Here is a 15,909-nt window from a genome sequence, read left to right on the forward strand (position 1 = left end):
ATCGCGTGCAGCTTGGTGTTCATGCCGCCTTTGGTCCGACCAATCAGGCGACCACGCCCCCCTTTTTGGCGGCCATGCTGGTCGCCGTTCGGTGAGCCTTGAGGTATGTCGCGTCGATCATCACGGTCATCTGCTCGCCGTGTCCCGCCGCCAGCCCAGCCATCATCTTGGCGAAGATGCCCTTTTCACTCCAACGCTTCCAGCGGCTGTATAGCGTCTTGTGGGGTCCGTAGACTTCGGGCGCGTCGCGCCAGCGCAAGCCATTGCGGTTGATGAAGATAATCCCGCTCAAGACCCGTCTGTCATCGACCCTTGGCTTGCCGTGAGACTTCGGGAAGAAAGGCTCCAGACGCGCCATCTGCGCATCGCTCAACCAGAAAAGATCAGACATGTTCACCGCTCGTTTTCGGAGCCGTGAATCACGCAGTGCGACCGAAATCAATGCATCCTGACCCTAGATCGCGAGGTGAGCCTCGCATGGCAATACAGGCAGCATAGGACTGGCAGCCGCGATTTTCTGCGCTCAGGTCGAAGGGCAAGTTTGAACTGGGATCGGTTATGCCCGCACCGCGTTCGAATGTCCGCTAATGGGATGTGTCGGCTGCTTCCCCACCGTTGGATTATCCTTAACCGGGATCAACCGTGCAACCAGGAGAAGCAGCTATGTGTTCAAAGAAGACAGGAGACATCGAAGACCTCGCCGTGGTCGGGATCGACATCGGGAAGGATACGTTTCACATGGTCGGGTTCGACCGGTCCGGCCAGTTAGTCATGCGCAAACAGATCAAGCGCTTGGCCCTGAACGCCACGTTCGCGCAACTCCCACGCTGCATTGTGGGAATGGAGGCTTGCCTCAGTGCCCATTTTGTCAGCCGAACGCTGCGGAGCATGGGGTTCGAACCGCGGATCATACCGGCGATCTACGTGAAGCCGTTCAACAAGGGGCAGAAGAACGATTACAATGACGCCGAGGCGATCGCGGAGGCCGCGTTGCGTCCCAACCTTCGGACCGTTTCAGAGAAGGACCAAGATCAGCTCGACCTTCAGGCCCTGCATCGGGTCCGGGCACGGCTGGTTTCGCGGCGCACCGCCACCATCAACCAGATCAGGGCCTTTCTGATCGAACAGGGCATCACTGTCAGGTCGGGACTTCGGGCGCTGAAGAACTCCTTCGAGGCGATCCTCGAACAGCGACGGGATGAGATATCGCCCCGGATGCGCGGTATCCTTATCGGGCTCTATGGCGACTGGCTCTGGCTGGACAAACGGATCGAGGATGTCTCTGGCGAGATCGAAGAGATCAGCCGCACCGAGGAGAACTGCGCCAACATCATGACGATCCCCGGCATCGGCCCGATGATCTCGACTGCGATGGTCGCGGCTGTCGGCCAAGGCGAGGCCTTCGACCGAGGGCGCGATTTCGCGGCATGGGTGGGCCTGGTGCCCCGACAATTCAGCACAGGCGGCCGCACCATTCTCGGTAGGATCACCAAGCGCGGCAGTCGTTATCTGAGAATGCTGTTCGTGCAAGCGGCGAAAGTGATCATGATGCGGCCACACCGATGGTCCGACTTCAGTTTCGGCCCGTGGCTGACCGAAGCGGTGGCACGCATGCCCCGAAACAAGGCGGCCATCGCGCTTGCCAACAAACTCGCTCGAACCGCCTGGAGCCTTCTGCGGCACGGCACCCGGTTCGATGCGCCAAAAGACGCGGCCATGGAAGCGATCTGACGCCTTCCAAGGTCACCAAGGAGTTCGCGACAGAGATAACAGCATGGAACGGAGAATATACGCCCCCAGAGTCTGACGGCCCTAAAGGTCAGTAATGACCTATCCGCTAATGAGACCACGGCGCGTGCGTAACCCCATCAAGGCCACGGCCCGCGAGCCGATCAACAGGCCGGATACATATGAGCGATTTCCGAAAACGTGCCAATTTCTCAATTGCGAACAGCAGCCGACACATACAAATGGGCCGATTGCTCCAAGTTCGCACAAACTCGAATCTCCCACCAGCACCCGAACCATGCTATAAGCAACGGATGAAGAGCTTTCACGACGAGATGCTTGAGGCGCGCCCGGAGATCGCGGAGCGCGAGGCTGAGTTTCCGGCTAAGATCGCTCTTGCGATGGAACTCCGTGCTCTGCGCGACGCAGCCAACCTAAGCCAGAAACAGATCGTAACTCTTTCGGAGTTGTCGCTCGAAGACGTTCAGACCTGCGAATCGCTCGCCGGAGAGATGCCGGCGCCTGACCTTGTCGCAGCGTATCGCTCTGCGGTTCACAAGCACACATCTTTGCAAGCTTAGCCCAGGGGCAAGAATTCAACGCCGACCCAACGAGCGATCAAGGGTGTGTTCATTCTGGTAACAGATACAGGCCCGAAGATTTCGCCGACGCATCCGCTGGCACCACTCCCACTTCGACCAGTGCGCCGCAGCTGGTCGAAGTCCTGTTGCTCGGCGTATCTCTGCGCAACTCATACGAATATCGGTTCAGCGCCGGGCAATCCCTGAAACTCGCCTCTCGCTTCTGTGAACCTCATGCTGAGCAGCGATCCACCACTCGATATTCATTCCGAAACTCAGCTGTCACAATCGCCGCCTGCGTCAGCGCGTAAATTCTCTGCCCCTGAGTCCGAGGCGACGGTAAGCGGCGGCTGCATCCCACCTCAGGTTCAGCTTGACGGCTTGAAGTTCCACGGGAGAAGTTCGTCGATGCGGCCTTGCGGATGTCCGGCGGCGATGGCCTCGAGGGTGGCCTTGAGATAAGCGAAGGGCTCGACGCCGTTGATCTTTGCGGTCTCGATGAGCGATGCGATGCGTCCCCAAGCGCGCCCGCCTTCGTCATGTCCGGCGAACAATGCGTTCTTCCTGTTCAGAGCGATGGGCCGGATCAGGTTCTCCACGCTGTTGGAGTCGATCTCCACCCGCCCATCGTGCAGGAAGGTCTGGAGCCCGTCCCAGTGCCGGTGGATGTAAGCGAGCTTCTCGCCCAGACGCGACTTGGCGGAGACACGCAGACGTTGCTGTTTTAGCCATTCACCGAACTCGACCACGAGGGGCGCTGTGCGCGCCTGCCGGGCCGAGAGCCGCTGTCCCGGCGCCGTGCCGCGAATGTCGGCCTCGATCTTGTAGAACTCGGCGATGCGGCGCAGCCCCTCGGCGGCGATCTCGGAGCCGTCGCGGTCGAAGACCTCCTTCAGCTTGCGCCGGGCGTGGGCCCAGCAATGCGCCACGCGGATCGGGTTGCCACCCTTGCGGGCGGGACGCGTCAAACGGTTGTAACCCTGGTAGCCATCGAGCTGCAGGATGCCGTCGAAGCCGTGCAAAATCTTCTCCGCGTTCTCCCCGGCGCGGCCGGGCGCGTAGAAGAAGACCACGCCCGGTGGATCATCTCCGCCCCATGACCGGTCGTCGCGGGCGAGCGCCCAGAGATATCCCGTCTTGGTCCTGCCGCGCCCCGGATCCAGCACAGGGGCAGGGGTTTCATCCATGAAGAGCTTGGTCGACGTCTTCAGATGTTCGGCCAGCCGGTCGACGACGGGACCGAGATGGAATGCGGCGGTGCCGACCCAGTCGGCCAGCGTGCTGCGGTGGATCTCGATGCCCGATCGGGCAAGGATCCGGCTCTGCCGATACAAGGGCAAGTGGTCCGCATATTTGCTGATCAGGACATGCGCGATGGCGCCCTCGGTCGGCAGGCCGCCGTCGATGAGATGCGCCGGGGCGCTCGCCTGGGTCACGCCATCGGTGCAGGCGCGGCAGGCGTATTTGGGGCGAACCGTGACGAGCACGCGCAGCTGGGCGGGCACGATGTCCAGTCGCTCTGTGCGGTCCTCGCCGATCTTGTGCATCTCCCCGCAGCCACAAGGACATTGCAAACTGTCCGGCTCGATCACGCGCTCGATGCGCGGCAGGTCCTTGGGCAGGTTGCCTCGATTGCGCCGGGCTGCACGCCCGGGTCGGCTCTCGGACGGCGCTTGCGTCTCCTGCTTCTCCTCGGCTTCGGCGACCGCAATCTCGAGATCCTCGAACGCCAGCTGCCGGTCATCTTCGCTGAGCTTCTCGGACCGTTTGCCGTGGACTGCCTGGTTGAGTTCGGCGACCAGATGCTCGAGGCGCTTGATGATCTCCTTGAGGCTGACCCTCTCACCTTTGAGCTCCTCATGCTCGCGCAGCAGCGCGGCGACAGCTTCGCGCTGCGCCTCGGGGATTGCGGACAGGTCAATGATCGCGGTGGATGACATGGCCGGAGGCTACCCCGAAGCCGCCTCGAAGGCCCGCCCTTTCTCGTGCCTGATTCACTCTGCCGCAGCCGGGCGGCGGATCTCCAGGGCCTTCACCTTGCGCCAGTCGAGCCCGGCGAACAGGGCCTCGAACTGCGCCCGGTTCAAAGTCATCACGCCGTCCCGAACCGCCGGCCAGATGAAGGAACTCTCCTCAAGCCGCTTGTAGGCCATCACCAGCCCGGTGCCGTCCCAGAAGAGGATCTTTAGCCTGTCTGCACGCTTCGCCCGGAACAAAAACACGGTGCCAGTGAACGGATCCTCCTTCAGGACCGATGCGACCTGCGCGGCGAGACCGTCGTGGCCTTTCCTGAAGTCGACCGGCTGGGTCGCCACGAGGATACGGACGGTGTGGGACGGCATCATCACGAGGACGACCCGAGCGCATGGACGATCTCGGCAATCCGCACTGCCGGGGTGTCGGCGGCAAGCGCGATCGTCACGTCACCGAAGACGAGACGCAGACTGTCGTCCGACCGCCCCGAGGGCTGCGGCGCCTGCGGGGGCTTCGGCTCGCACAGGACAACCGGCGCGAAGGCCGTCGGCTCATCCGACATCTCGGCGGCCGGCAGGACCAGCTTGCCCTGTTTGGCCAGGCATCGCCACGCCGACAACTGGTTCGGCTTCATCCCGTAACGCGCCGCCACGGCGTTGACCGTCGCGCCCGGCTCAAGTGTCTCCGCGACAGCCTGTGCCTTCACCTTCTCCGGCCACCGGCGGTGCCCGCTCTCGAAGATCTCAACTCCCAGCGAACTGAGAAACGCAGTCTGAGCATCCATTGCGAAACGCACTCCCATCTTGAGATGGGTATCACCTCGCAGTCCGCGCCGGCGCAGACAACGTGCCGCTCAGACACCGCTTACAGGCGACGTGAGAACGGTGCCACCAAATGTCCATTAGATCTGTCACGATATGACTGTTAGAAGCCGCACTAAACGACCATCACACGCATCTCACTACGCCGGACCCAGCCCGGCATCGTCGAGTTGTTCCCGCTCCGGCAAATCTAAAAGTGTCTCCAGATCGAAGGCCGCGAGGAACCGGTCGGTGGTAACGAAGGTAAACGGCGCGCCGCGTTGCGGGGCGCGGGGGCCGGTGGCGATCAGGCCGCGCCCATGCAGACGGTCCGTCAGATCGCGGCTGATTTCCTTACCGAAAATTTCCTTGAGCCCGTCGCGGGTGATCGGCTGGTGGTAGGCGATGGCAGCGAGCACGGCGATGTCGAATTCGCTCAGATCGAAGAGCTGATGCCCGACATCCGCCGCGGCCCGGATCGCGGGCGCATAGGCGGGCCGCGTCCGCAGCATCCAGCCATCGGCAACGCGCGCGAGCTCGAAGGCGCGGCCCTCCAGGTCGGCCGAGAGATCGGCGATCAACAGGTCGACCGACGCCCCCTGCCCCACCACCCGCGCCAGATCGTCGCGCGGCACCGGCGTCGCTGAGGCAAACAGCACCGCCTCGATCCGCCGCATCCATTCACGCCAGCGCAACTCGGGCGGCAACTCGTCAAGCTCGCGGTCGAGCGGTGTCTGGTCCTTCGCCATGCTCACACACCATACAGGCGGAAGGTATCGCGCCCGGTCAGCTCACGGATCGCCCCCAGTTGGACGAGCCGGTCGCAAAGCCGTCGCGCGGCGCGATCGGGCAACGGCAGCGCGGTCGGGGCAACCGCGTCCCGAGTAAGGAACAGGGCCACCGCCTCCGCCGCCCCTTTTGCGCGCAGCTTCGGCGCCACGGCGCGCAGCCGGGCGGTCCGGCGAGTCAGGTCGGTTAACAGCTGGACGGCCTCGATCCCCGCAATGTGCAATGCGCGATGGCAGGCGAGGTGCAGTTGCGCCCCCGTCAGGCGCAGATCGGCACGCTTCAAGCCTATAGAAAGCAGCGGCACCAGATGGCTCCAACCAAGCGCCTGCGCCAAAGCAGCATCGGCGAGGATCAGCGCTGCGAGATGCGCGCGCGGAGCCTCGGCAAGAACCGCCTCAAGAACGCCCGCCGCCCGCGCGACCGGAGCCCCCTGCCCCGCTGCCAACCAAAGTTCGAGCGCCTCCAGCGCATGACCGGGCAGTGCACGATGCAGCGACGCGACCGAGATCGGCCGCTCCACCGCGCGCCGCCATGCTAGATAGACCTCGCCCGCCGGTCCTGGCAGATCCCCGTCGCGCAAAAGGTTTACCGCGTCGCGTAGGTCCGGCGCACGCTCGGGGCGGCCCGAATGGGTCACGCCGAGTTCCGCCGCGCGCAAAGCAAGACGTTCGCGCAACAAGCCATGGGGGACGTCGTCGCGCGTAAACACCAGATGCAGGTGGCTCAGCGTCGCGCCCGACAAATACGCCACATCTTCAGGGGTTTCGCGATGCCCCTGCGTGACCCAAGCCGGCAGGTGCGGTAGGGTTTCGTAAGCGTCAGAGATGTCGGGCACCAGCGATGTCATGTCCTGAGCCTACCCCGCCGCGGCGCTTTTCTCCAGAAAATTGCACCAAAACCGCCCCGCTTTGTTAGTCTTCGTTATGTCCAATAATCTTGCATTATCGGACTAAAGCCGACTAAGCTCGATCCCGTGGGAATTTGGCGGAAAAACACATGCCGAGAGGCTCGACCGATATCCGCCGGGCAATCAGTTACCAGAGAGTTGACAGCCGTACGAACCGTGCCTTCAGGAGCCTATCCGATGAGCGACAGCCCCGATTTCAACGACGCATCCCCTGCCCTGCCGGCGAATGTCGCGGGTTCCGGCGCGCTCGATCGCCTCGTGGAAACGGCACGCGGCTATGCGCAGCAATCCGCGGCGGACAATACGCTCTCAGCCTATGCTGCGGATTGGGCGCATTTCGCGCGGTGGTGCCGGATGAAGGGCGCAGACGCTTTGCCCCCGTCGCCCGAGATGATCGGACTCTACCTCGCGGACCTCGCCGCGCCGGCTGACAACACGGCAGGCCTATCGGTGCCGACTATCGAACGGCGGCTCTCGGGCCTGACCTGGAACGCGGCGCAGCGCGGCTTCACCATTGATCGGCGCAACCGGCATATCGCGACGGTGCTCGCCGGCATCCGCCGTCGTCATGCGCGCCCGCCGAAACAGAAAGAGGCGATCGCCCCCGAGGAGATCCTCGCGATGGCGGCCACCCTGCCCCACGATCTGCGGGGTCTGCGCGACCGCACGATCCTGCTGCTCGGCTACGCCGGAGGTTTGCGACGGTCGGAAATTACGGGCCTTGATCACGCGCGCGACGACACGATCAATGGCCGTGGCTGGGTCGAAATTCTGGAAGACGGCGTGGTGCTGACGCTGAACGCAAAGACCGGTTGGCGCGAGGTCGAGGTCGGCCGCGGCACCTCGGATCAGAGCTGTCCGGTCCACGCGCTCGAGCAGTGGCTGCACTTCGCTAAAATCGGCTTCGGTCCGCTTTTCGTACGGGTGTCGCGCGACGGGACCCGAGCGCTCGACGCGCGGCTCAACGATCGCCACGTCGCCCGGCTGATAAAGCAGACCGTTCTTGCAGCGGGCATACGCAGCGACCTGCCCGAGACGGAACGGCTCGCACTGTTCTCTGGTCACAGCCTGCGCGCGGGTCTCGCGAGCTGGGCCGAGGTGGACGAGCGTCATGTGCAGAAACACCTCGGCCACGCCTCGGCGGAAATGACACGCCGCTACCAACGCCGCCGCGATCGGTTCCGGGTGAACCTCACGAAGGCGGCGGGGCTCTGAGCGCGGCTCACTGAGGAAGTTGACAGCCGTCAACTGGGCGCGCCGTAGGCATCCGTCCGTTTGGCCAGTCGAAGTTCCCACTCTTTCCGACCATTGCGACGCAGCGGTCCCGTGGATGTCGCGTCGCACAGGTTTAACGGATCGAGAATTTCCCGAAGCTTGAATGTGAACAACAGCGGCACGCGAAGTTGGATGCCCGCATCGCTGACGCGCGGCATCCAAGAGCATTAGTGAGCTGAGTGTCTCCCACGGTGGAAACGAGCTCACCAGTCTGGCGATTCACAGAGAGCGCAAACGAGAAACACATGCTATTAGGAGACATCTTCTCAGGCGCGCGCCGGGAGACCGAGTTAATCACAGGCTCAAACGGCAGCGGCAAATTGATCTACTTAATTGGCCGTTTACGAGAGTTCGTATGACTCGCGCCTCAAGCTAAGGCGCGACGGCAACGAGGCCTCAGTCTATTATGCACGACGACGCACGCCGCACGCCAAGTAGGCGCCGGAGCAAGTTGTGCTCCACGCTCGGCGCACCTTGGGAAGGCGAGATGCGCGACAGGCCAACTTCAACGCGCAGACACCGTTTATAAACGGAGGATCGGCAGGGAAGTCGATGCTTCGAGCACCCAGAGCCAAAGTTGACAGCCGTCAACTCGACGAACCTGTTTCCAATCGAGGGGCACTGTTTTTCACTCGGTAAATCCAATGATCGGCAGGGACGTGGTCCGATCTTCCGAAAAACGTTTGAAAGTTCAGGCCGCGAGATAGTCACCTCCGGTCAACCAACGAAAGCTCGACGGAGACCGTTCTCACTTCCTGAGAAAACCTTCGCCAAGTTGACTGCTGTCAACATTCAGGCTGCGCGCTGAAATCACCGTCAACGATCAACGGACATGCGACGGAGCCGAAGCAGAACTGTCGGACTACACCAAGAAGGGCAGGGCGCCTTGCCCTTCTCTAAACGAAACCGCAGCGCGCAGAATCGTCCAGCCACCGTTGAGGTCAGACACGAAGACGCATGCCCAGCTAGAGTGAGGGGCAGATCTACCCACGTCTCTCAAACGTCTTCTCGCATCGTGCGAAATCTCGACGCCCTAAAAAGTCGGTCTATGCCGCGGCAACTTTCTCCCCAAGTTTGCCGCAAAATGGCCAGGCCAAGCCCAGGCGGCGGCATCGTCCGGCATTCGTCGCGAACGGTAATACCAGGCTCATCAAAGGAGAGGGCAGGGGGCCCAACTCCGACACCTGCTTTGTGCTCCTTCCCTTTCCCTTCTCTCCCATTTTCCCCGTCGACACGTAAAATCAACAGCTGAGGGCAAGCAGGCACCGCAACAAGTGGAACTCGTGACCTGAAACTCGTTCAACCGTCACGCGGCTCGGGAGCGCCATTCCCAGTCGCAAAAGCCCAGATTTTCGAGCGGAATAGGGAAGAAGCTGCATCAGCCGGAAACATCATGCATAATACTTCACGATACCTCGCCTTGTAAAAGGGGAGGGACCTCGCCCACGCGGGGACTTCGTCCTCCAGCTCCAATCACCATTCACCCGCAGCGCAGAAATCACAGGGCCCTTGCATTTCGCGTCTGCATCAGGGCCATTACCATCGGACCGGGGCTGAAGCCGCCGTCTGCCGCTTTGCCCGAGAGCGCGCGAAGGTAGCCGCCGGGGTTATGGATCTCCTCGGAGCGCTGAAGCATCGCGAGGACGGTGATCGCCGCGTTGGTGGCACCCATATGCCGCGCGGCCTCCGCCCAGGCAGAAGGCGAAATGCCCATCATCGGGTGAATGAACTCGGCCCGCGCAATCAGATCGTCCCAAGACCGGATCGGTTCGGGCGAATAGTCTCGTGCATCCGGACAGGCCTGCAAAACAAGCCACAGCGGCAATTTCGGCGCTTCGGCTTCCTTTTCTGGTTCGCACGGCTCCAAATCGTCTAACGAGGAGGGCAGGGGTGACCCCGCCGCAGCTTCTTCCATTTCTTTGGAAGATTCAGATTCGTATAGACTTATGTTTGAATCTTGTATGTGCCGCTCACTATTGACGTCTTTGCCGCTCATATCTTCTGTTTTTTCTTTCGGAATAAAGGTCTTAGCCTTTTCCCGCAGGTCGTTCGCGCGAAGATGCATGTTTGTCATCTCCTCGAGCCCGAGCTTGCGCCGCATCTCGCGGTTCATCAGTGCCAGCATGTCGGAGAGCGCGTCCCAGTTCGCGGAGACCGCCTCGCGGCCATACTCGATCAACTGAGCGACATCGCGCAGGATCAGCACCACAGCCTCGCGCAGCGCCTTGTAGCGGGCCTGAGCCTCACGGGCCGCCTGCGCGGCCTGTGCGATCTCCGCCTCGCGCAGCAACAACGGGCGCAGATCGAAGCCGAACGCCACCTGGAGCTGTTCGCCGGCGCGGCGGGCGTAGCGCTTGCCGTTGGGGCTGTCATGGCGGATCACGAGGCCGGACTTCACCAGCGCCGCCAGATGCCGCCGCAGCGTGCTCTCAGGCATCCCATGGGCGCGCTCGGAGAGCGACGCGTTGGAGGGGAAGACGATCGTGCCGTCGCCCTCGGCCAGTGTCGGGTGCGGGTGAAAGGACAGCAGCGCGTTCAGCACCGCCAGATCGCGATCACTGACACCGAACGCCGCGCGTGCGACCGTCAGATCGCGCATCACGGCCCATTTGTCGCGGGCAAGCTGGGGCAGGGGCGCGTCGAGCATCTCGGCGGCCCTCAAATCCCCTTTGTTCAGGCTCCGCCCGAACGGGGTTTGTGAGATATGTTGCATCCTGTCTGTCACAAAGACATGAAAGATCGCTCCGCGGACATGGCGGTTGTTGACAGGAGTCAACTGCTCAGGATACGTTCAGAGTGCGAGAAAGAACGGCCCTTCGGGATGTCATGTCCTGGGGGGTCTCTTTTTTTGTCTCGATGTGCCTCCTTTTTATCGTTGCGGTCTTCTGCTCATTCCCCGTCTTTGCGGGAGAATTCTTCGTGGAGCCGCGCCATATTCTCGCGCAGCCAGTCGGCGAAACTATCATCGTGGAGCGTCATCACGGGCTTGCCTCCACGCCGTTGCGCCTCTGCAAGAAGCGCACCGTTTTTCGTCGTGATCTTCTCGGGCGTTGGGGCAGGGGCTCGTTGCGGCGCAAGCGCGTCGAACACGGTCTGGAAGCGGGCATCGCTGCTGTCTCCGGACGCGAGCGCCACGACCTGATCGACGGGACGCTTGCCGATCCGTCGCGCCAAGGCGAGCCAACGGTCCCGCCCGGCCGAAGGCGCCGCACCGATCGCTTCGATCACCGGCTCCGGCACTTCCTTGGCCACTGCGAGCATCCGGCTGACGACGGTCTTGTCGACATGCAGCGCGTCGCAGATCACCTTGCGGTCAAAGCCGCCCTCGACCATCTGGCGCGCAAAGTTCGCTTTCTCGATGAAGCTCGGATCCTTGCGCGCGGCGTTTTCCTGCCCCTGCGCCACAACCAGCGAGCGGTCGTCGAGATCGCGCACCATCGCGCGGACGGGACTGCCCAGCTTGCGCAGCGCCTGAACGCGGCGGCGACCATAGACGATCTCGTAGCGGCCCTCGTGATTGGGCGAGTGGCGCAGCATCACCGGCACTTGCTGCCCGTATTCGCGCAGGCTCTCGACCAGTTCGGCGAGCCCCTCGGGGTCGGTATCGAGCCGGTCCTTTAGCCCCGCATCGTCGATCAAGTCGGCGGGCACCTCGACCAGCGCGCGGGTGCGCAGCTCGGCCAGCGACTGGCTGACCGCGCCGATCGCGCCGGTCTGACGCCGCGGCGGCGATGTAGCGGGTCTGTCGGCCGGGGCAGGGGCACCGGCAGCTTTGCGAGCGCTCGCCTCCGCCTCGTTTCTTGCGTTCATAAGCCCGTCGAGCAGGTTCTTGCGTGCCATGATATCAGCGCCCCCACGCTTTCTGGATAAGGTCCTCGATCTCGCTATTCACTGAATTGAGACTCTCAAGGGCGCGTTCATAGGTCGAACGGGTGAATTGCGATTTCTCCACCTCGTAGAGCGTCTGCTTGGTGATTCCCGCATCCGAGATCGCGGTGGACTTTAGGGCAGGGTGGTTCAGCACATGCTCCCCGAACATAGAGCGCATGAAGCTAACCATTTGATTTTGCGGGCCGTCTCCGGGTTCGTAGCGGGTCACGAGATAGCGCAGCCAGTCATAGGACATGTCGCCCCCCGCCTCGGCCACGACCCCCAGAAGGTTCGAGGTCATCAGCAGGAACTGACACATCGACATCACGTCGAGCATCTGCGGATGCACCGTCACCAGCACTGCCGTCGCCGCCGAAAGCGCCGACATCGTCAGGAAGCCCAGCTGCGGCGGACAGTCGAGGACGACCACGTCGTAGTCCGCCTCCACCGTGCCGAGCGCATCGCCGACCCGGGTGAAGAACAGCTCGCGCGAGCCCTGTGCAAGCACCCGCGGCGTGTCATGCTCGAACTCCATGAGATCGAGATTACCGGGGATGATGTCGAGATTGGTGAAATAGGTCTTCTGGATCACATCCTTCAGCGGCACTGGGTCGTCGTAGCGGATCGCGTCGTAAAGCGTGCCGCCGTCGAGCAGGTCGAACTCGGGCTGAAAACCGTGCAGCGCGGAGAACGAGGCCTGCGGGTCGAGGTCGATCGCGAGCACCCGGTAACCGTCGAGCGCAAGTTTCTGCGCCAGATGTGCCGAGGTAGTGGTCTTGCCGGACCCCCCCTTGAAGTTGATGACCGAGATCACCTGCAGATGATCGCCCTCGCGCCGCCCCGGAAGGTAGGTGCCGGGCGTCTTGGCGCCTTTTTCCAGCATCTCGCGCAGCGCCTGAACATCATGCGGGCTGTAATACCGCCGCCCGCCCGCGCGAATCTCGGGTTCGGGGCCGCGCCCGTCGAGATGCAGCTTGCGCAGGTAAGCATCCTTCACGCCAAGGAGCTGTGCCACCTCGCCGGAGGTGAACTTGCGCAATTCCCGCTTGGTATCCGGGGGAAAAAGGGCACGACGGTGCTCTTGCAGCTGTTCGGACAAACGCTCAGCATGTTGTCCGACGATCTGATCGATCCGCATATGTTCCGTCATCTCTGCCCTCTCGCCTCTGCACTTGTTACGCTTTTAGGCGTCTCATTCGTTCTTTTCCGTATAATTCACTTGAGCGAACCGAGTCTGGCAAGAGTTTTTTGGGAGGCGCGACCAGAATCCCACAAATTCGAGACCAATATCTAGCGAAACGTGCTCGCGAAGACACTAACCAAGGGTCTGGTTGGCGTAAATTGACCCGGAGCGGTGAGATGGCTGCCGAAAGGCTCTTCGCGACAACCAGCCTCTTTCCGATTCTCTCACGGTTGTGCCGCAGCTCGGCCTGGGACTGGGATAGGCGTGTGCGACAAATTATAACTTGTTGCACACGCACCAATGTGCGACAGACTTAAACTTGTCGCACATGAGACCGCAATGGACATCATCTCGCATAGTCAGACCGCGCAGACGGCCTATCAGGATCTACTACGGCTGCATCTCGACGATCGCGCCGCCGAAGTCACCGGCGCGATCGAGGAGCGTCATCGCGGCGACCGAACCTATCTTTACGAGCGGCTGCGAATCGGAACCGAAACGCGCAGCCGTTATCTCGGCGAGGACAGCCCGGAGCTGCGCGATCGGCTGGCGCGGGCGGCGGCACTTAAAGCCGATGCGCAGGCGCGCCGGCAGCGGATGACGCGGCTGACCCGGATTCTGCGCGCCGAGGGCTATATCGCCACCGACCGCGAGACCGGCTCGCTGTTTCTCGCCTTCGCGCGGGCGGGGATGTTCCGGCTTGGCGGCACGCTGATCGGAACCGCGGCCTTCGCGCTCTACCAAGGCGAGCTGGGCGTGCGGATGGATACCGAGACGCTGGCCCAGACCGGCGATATCGACCTTGCGAGCTTCCAGCGGCTGTCGGTCGCACTGCAGGACCGGGTCGAGGAAGAACCGGGCGATATCTTATCAGCGCTGAAATTCGACCCTGTTCCCGGGCTTCAGGACCGACAGGTCTGGAAATGGCGGCAAAGCCGATCCGAGGTGATGGTGGAGTTCTTGACGCCCGCCTTCGGCGACGAAACGGTGAAACCGCTGCCTGCGCTCGGTGTCTCCGCGCAGGCGCTGAACTATCTCAACTACCTGATCGCGGAGCCGATCCCGGCAGTGGCGCTCTACCGCTCCGGTGTCTTGGTGCAGATCCCGCGCCCCGAGCGGTTCGCGATCCACAAGCTGATCGTGGCAGACCGCCGCCGTGAAGGCCCGGACCGGGGCAAATCCGCGAAGGACCGGGCGCAGGCGGCCTTCCTGATCGAGGTGCTGGCGCAAGACCGCCCCGACGAGCTGGCCGAAGCCTGGCAGGACGCCCAATCCCGCGGCCCACGCTGGCGCACCCGGCTGGAGGCGACGCTTGCCCGGATGCCGGAGACGGCGGCGCGGCTCGCGGATCTTGGGTAGGGCAGGGAGCGCCCCCCTTGGCGCCACGTCGGTCCAGCGGATCAATCGACTGGCGCTTAAACCGAGGAAACTCTCCGCAACCAACGCGCCTCTCTCGCCCTGCTCGCGAATGAAATGAAAGCTCCCGTCGCGATCGGGGCCACCTACATGGGAGCGGCGCGAACGTTCACGCTAAGCGGATCGGCCCCGCCCGCGCAGCTTCCCCCGCAATGCCAGAGGCGCGGTCAACACCACTCATTGCAGCTCCGCAACAGTCCGGCCTCATTCGCACCCCAGCAACTTTGGCTGTTTTCATGTATTAAGGTGTTGGTCTAAGAAAAAACTCATCGCGCTCGTGGGGTAAAGGCGCGCAAAAAGGAACCGATTTAAGGTGGCGCTATTTTCGCGCGAAGTTGGGGTAAAGGACTTTGAGAAGTGGATTGATCGGGCTGGTAGCCCAAGCTGCAATCGTCGCAGCAAGCGCGGCGCCCGCTGCGCAGGTATATTCGGGCGATCTGGTTGTTTTGGGCAATGCTTGCGTCGGTCTGTGCGCCGAGTGCACCTTCTGAAGCGCTCGTCCTCAGTGAAAACAACACACGTATCGCGTTCGGCTCGACGGACGGCATGCGGATGACCGCGAACCAATCGTCAAACGGTGGCTTGTCCGGCTTCTTCTTCGCTTCTTCTTCGATGCACCGCAAAGCGGGACTTATTCAGACGGTCCGGTGGCTGTCACGGGTTATGCGCTCAACGGGACCGTGGAAACCGATGGGCGCCTCAAGGTCGCTGCGGCAGATTTCGCAACGCTTGCAACGCGATCCGCGTATGCGCCCGGCGGCACGGATGCCACCTTGACGTTGGATTCGAACCCGCTGGACGGAAACGCCTATATCTACCTGCCTGCCGGGAGCTATGCCAGTTACGGCTCGAGCGGTCCATACGTCATCAATACCGGGCCGGTCGTCGCGCAGGACGAGAGCGGCAACCCAATCACCGCCTCGGGCACGTACACCACTCACGCACCGTTCGTCGGGTTTCTGGCTGGAGACGGCGGTGTCACCTTGGGTGAGTCCAGCACGGCGACTGCAGGGCAGGTTTCTGTCGGATCATCGGGCGTGACGCGGCGAATTTCCAACGTCGCCGACGGAATTGAAGCGAGCGACGCAATCACTGTCGGGCAGCTGTCGCGTCTGAGCGGTGATGCAACGGCGCAGTCGCAACGCATTGACCGACTTGAGAATGATCTCACGACGATGAGCGCGATGAGCGTTGCCGTTTCCGCATTGACGGCCAATCCGCGCGGCACGGGCGCGCCCGCACTCGCGATCGGTCTCGGACATTATGACGGTGTCAGTGCCGTCGCCGCCGGGGTGGTTTTCCAAGTGGCAAGCCACGTGACTTATAGGCCCAACAGGCCCGAACGTGCATATATGGACATTTGAAGGAACATATAGCGAACGAACT

At 62.5% G+C, this 15,909-nt stretch carries 13 protein-coding genes and 1 pseudogene; 5 read left to right on the plus strand and 9 right to left on the minus strand.

Going from position 1 to position 15,909, the window contains the following annotated elements; genetic code table 11:
- Positions 1-391: pseudogene (locus DEM26_RS19820) on the minus strand (IS5 family transposase); the annotation flags it as partial.
- A 272-nt stretch (positions 392-663) separates the two neighbouring features.
- Between DEM26_RS19820 and DEM26_RS19825 the strand changes: the two are divergent.
- On the plus strand, positions 664-1,731 hold the full coding sequence (locus DEM26_RS19825) for an IS110 family transposase (RefSeq protein WP_109173270.1): 1,068 nt from the start codon (positions 664-666) through the stop codon (positions 1,729-1,731).
- Between the two features lie 311 nt (positions 1,732-2,042).
- Positions 2,043-2,309 carry a hypothetical protein gene (locus DEM26_RS19830; protein WP_109173271.1) on the plus strand — a complete coding sequence of 89 codons (267 nt, stop codon included), beginning with the start codon at positions 2,043-2,045 and terminating at the stop codon, positions 2,307-2,309.
- A 368-nt stretch (positions 2,310-2,677) separates the two neighbouring features.
- On the opposite strand, the gene tnpC is transcribed toward DEM26_RS19830, so the two are convergent.
- From tnpC to DEM26_RS19855, 5 genes are all read right to left on the minus strand, one after another.
- Positions 2,678-4,249, minus strand: coding sequence for an IS66 family transposase (gene tnpC, locus DEM26_RS19835; protein WP_088736363.1), 1,572 nt, complete (start codon positions 4,247-4,249; stop codon positions 2,678-2,680).
- Between the two features lie 54 nt (positions 4,250-4,303).
- Positions 4,304-4,654 (minus strand): IS66 family insertion sequence element accessory protein TnpB, encoded by a 351-nt coding sequence (gene tnpB / locus DEM26_RS19840; protein ID WP_088725149.1) that lies wholly within the window; start codon positions 4,652-4,654, stop codon positions 4,304-4,306.
- Positions 4,654-5,067: an IS66-like element accessory protein TnpA gene (gene tnpA, locus DEM26_RS20930; protein ID WP_369907881.1), complete on the minus strand. Its 414-nt coding sequence runs from the start codon at positions 5,065-5,067 to the stop codon at positions 4,654-4,656. The genes tnpB and tnpA overlap by 1 nt, the downstream gene beginning before the upstream one ends.
- Before the next feature lie 177 nt (positions 5,068-5,244).
- Positions 5,245-5,832, minus strand: a complete 588-nt coding sequence (gene scpB / locus DEM26_RS19850) for an SMC-Scp complex subunit ScpB (RefSeq protein ID WP_109173272.1) — start codon at positions 5,830-5,832, stop codon at positions 5,245-5,247.
- Between the two features lie 2 nt (positions 5,833-5,834).
- A complete protein-coding gene (locus tag DEM26_RS19855; RefSeq protein ID WP_109173273.1) occupies positions 5,835-6,719 on the minus strand; it encodes a DUF1403 family protein in 885 nt (294 codons plus the stop codon).
- A 237-nt stretch (positions 6,720-6,956) separates the two neighbouring features.
- Between DEM26_RS19855 and DEM26_RS19860 the strand changes: the two genes are divergently transcribed.
- Positions 6,957-7,994, plus strand: coding sequence for a tyrosine-type recombinase/integrase (locus tag DEM26_RS19860; protein ID WP_078523245.1), 1,038 nt, complete (start codon positions 6,957-6,959; stop codon positions 7,992-7,994).
- A 1,558-nt stretch (positions 7,995-9,552) separates the two neighbouring features.
- Here DEM26_RS19860 and repC read toward each other — a convergent pair.
- The 3 genes from repC to repA all read right to left on the minus strand — a co-directional run bounded on the left by repC (position 9,553) and on the right by repA (position 13,074).
- Positions 9,553-10,767 (minus strand): plasmid replication protein RepC, encoded by a 1,215-nt coding sequence (repC, locus tag DEM26_RS19865; RefSeq protein WP_078523246.1) that lies wholly within the window; start codon positions 10,765-10,767, stop codon positions 9,553-9,555.
- A gap of 176 nt (positions 10,768-10,943) precedes the next feature.
- Positions 10,944-11,894, minus strand: coding sequence for a plasmid partitioning protein RepB (gene repB / locus DEM26_RS19870; protein ID WP_109173274.1), 951 nt, complete (start codon positions 11,892-11,894; stop codon positions 10,944-10,946).
- 4 nt (positions 11,895-11,898) lie between these two features.
- A complete protein-coding gene (gene repA, locus DEM26_RS19875) occupies positions 11,899-13,074 on the minus strand; it encodes a plasmid partitioning protein RepA (protein ID WP_078523248.1) in 1,176 nt (391 codons plus the stop codon).
- A gap of 372 nt (positions 13,075-13,446) precedes the next feature.
- Between repA and DEM26_RS19880 the strand changes: the two genes are divergently transcribed.
- Both DEM26_RS19880 and DEM26_RS19885 read left to right on the plus strand, forming a co-directional pair.
- A complete protein-coding gene (locus DEM26_RS19880; RefSeq protein WP_088736293.1) occupies positions 13,447-14,466 on the plus strand; it encodes a nucleotidyltransferase family protein in 1,020 nt (339 codons plus the stop codon).
- Between the two features lie 704 nt (positions 14,467-15,170).
- Complete coding sequence (locus tag DEM26_RS19885; protein ID WP_109173275.1) at positions 15,171-15,887, plus strand: hypothetical protein; 717 nt, start codon at positions 15,171-15,173, stop codon at positions 15,885-15,887.
- Positions 15,888-15,909: the final 22 nt, after the last annotated feature.

Source organism: Thioclava sp. NG1 (genome assembly GCF_003122275.1).
Lineage (GTDB): Bacteria > Pseudomonadota > Alphaproteobacteria > Rhodobacterales > Rhodobacteraceae > Thioclava > Thioclava nitratireducens.

Bases quoted from the DNA above. Each gene is read 5' to 3' on its own strand.
- DEM26_RS19825 (WP_109173270.1), top strand. From the start codon at position 664: ATGTGTTCAAAGAAGACAGGAGACATCGAAGACCTCGCCGTGGTCGGG.
- DEM26_RS19830 (WP_109173271.1), top strand. From the start codon at position 2,043: ATGAAGAGCTTTCACGACGAGATGCTTGAGGCGCGCCCGGAGATCGCG.
- tnpC (WP_088736363.1), bottom strand. From the start codon at position 4,249: ATGTCATCCACCGCGATCATTGACCTGTCCGCAATCCCCGAGGCGCAG.
- tnpB (WP_088725149.1), bottom strand. From the start codon at position 4,654: ATGATGCCGTCCCACACCGTCCGTATCCTCGTGGCGACCCAGCCGGTC.
- tnpA (WP_369907881.1), bottom strand. From the start codon at position 5,067: ATGGATGCTCAGACTGCGTTTCTCAGTTCGCTGGGAGTTGAGATCTTC.
- scpB (WP_109173272.1), bottom strand. From the start codon at position 5,832: ATGGCGAAGGACCAGACACCGCTCGACCGCGAGCTTGACGAGTTGCCG.
- DEM26_RS19855 (WP_109173273.1), bottom strand. From the start codon at position 6,719: ATGACATCGCTGGTGCCCGACATCTCTGACGCTTACGAAACCCTACCG.
- DEM26_RS19860 (WP_078523245.1), top strand. From the start codon at position 6,957: ATGAGCGACAGCCCCGATTTCAACGACGCATCCCCTGCCCTGCCGGCG.
- repC (WP_078523246.1), bottom strand. From the start codon at position 10,767: ATGCAACATATCTCACAAACCCCGTTCGGGCGGAGCCTGAACAAAGGG.
- repB (WP_109173274.1), bottom strand. From the start codon at position 11,894: ATGGCACGCAAGAACCTGCTCGACGGGCTTATGAACGCAAGAAACGAG.
- repA (WP_078523248.1), bottom strand. From the start codon at position 13,074: ATGACGGAACATATGCGGATCGATCAGATCGTCGGACAACATGCTGAG.
- DEM26_RS19880 (WP_088736293.1), top strand. From the start codon at position 13,447: ATGGACATCATCTCGCATAGTCAGACCGCGCAGACGGCCTATCAGGAT.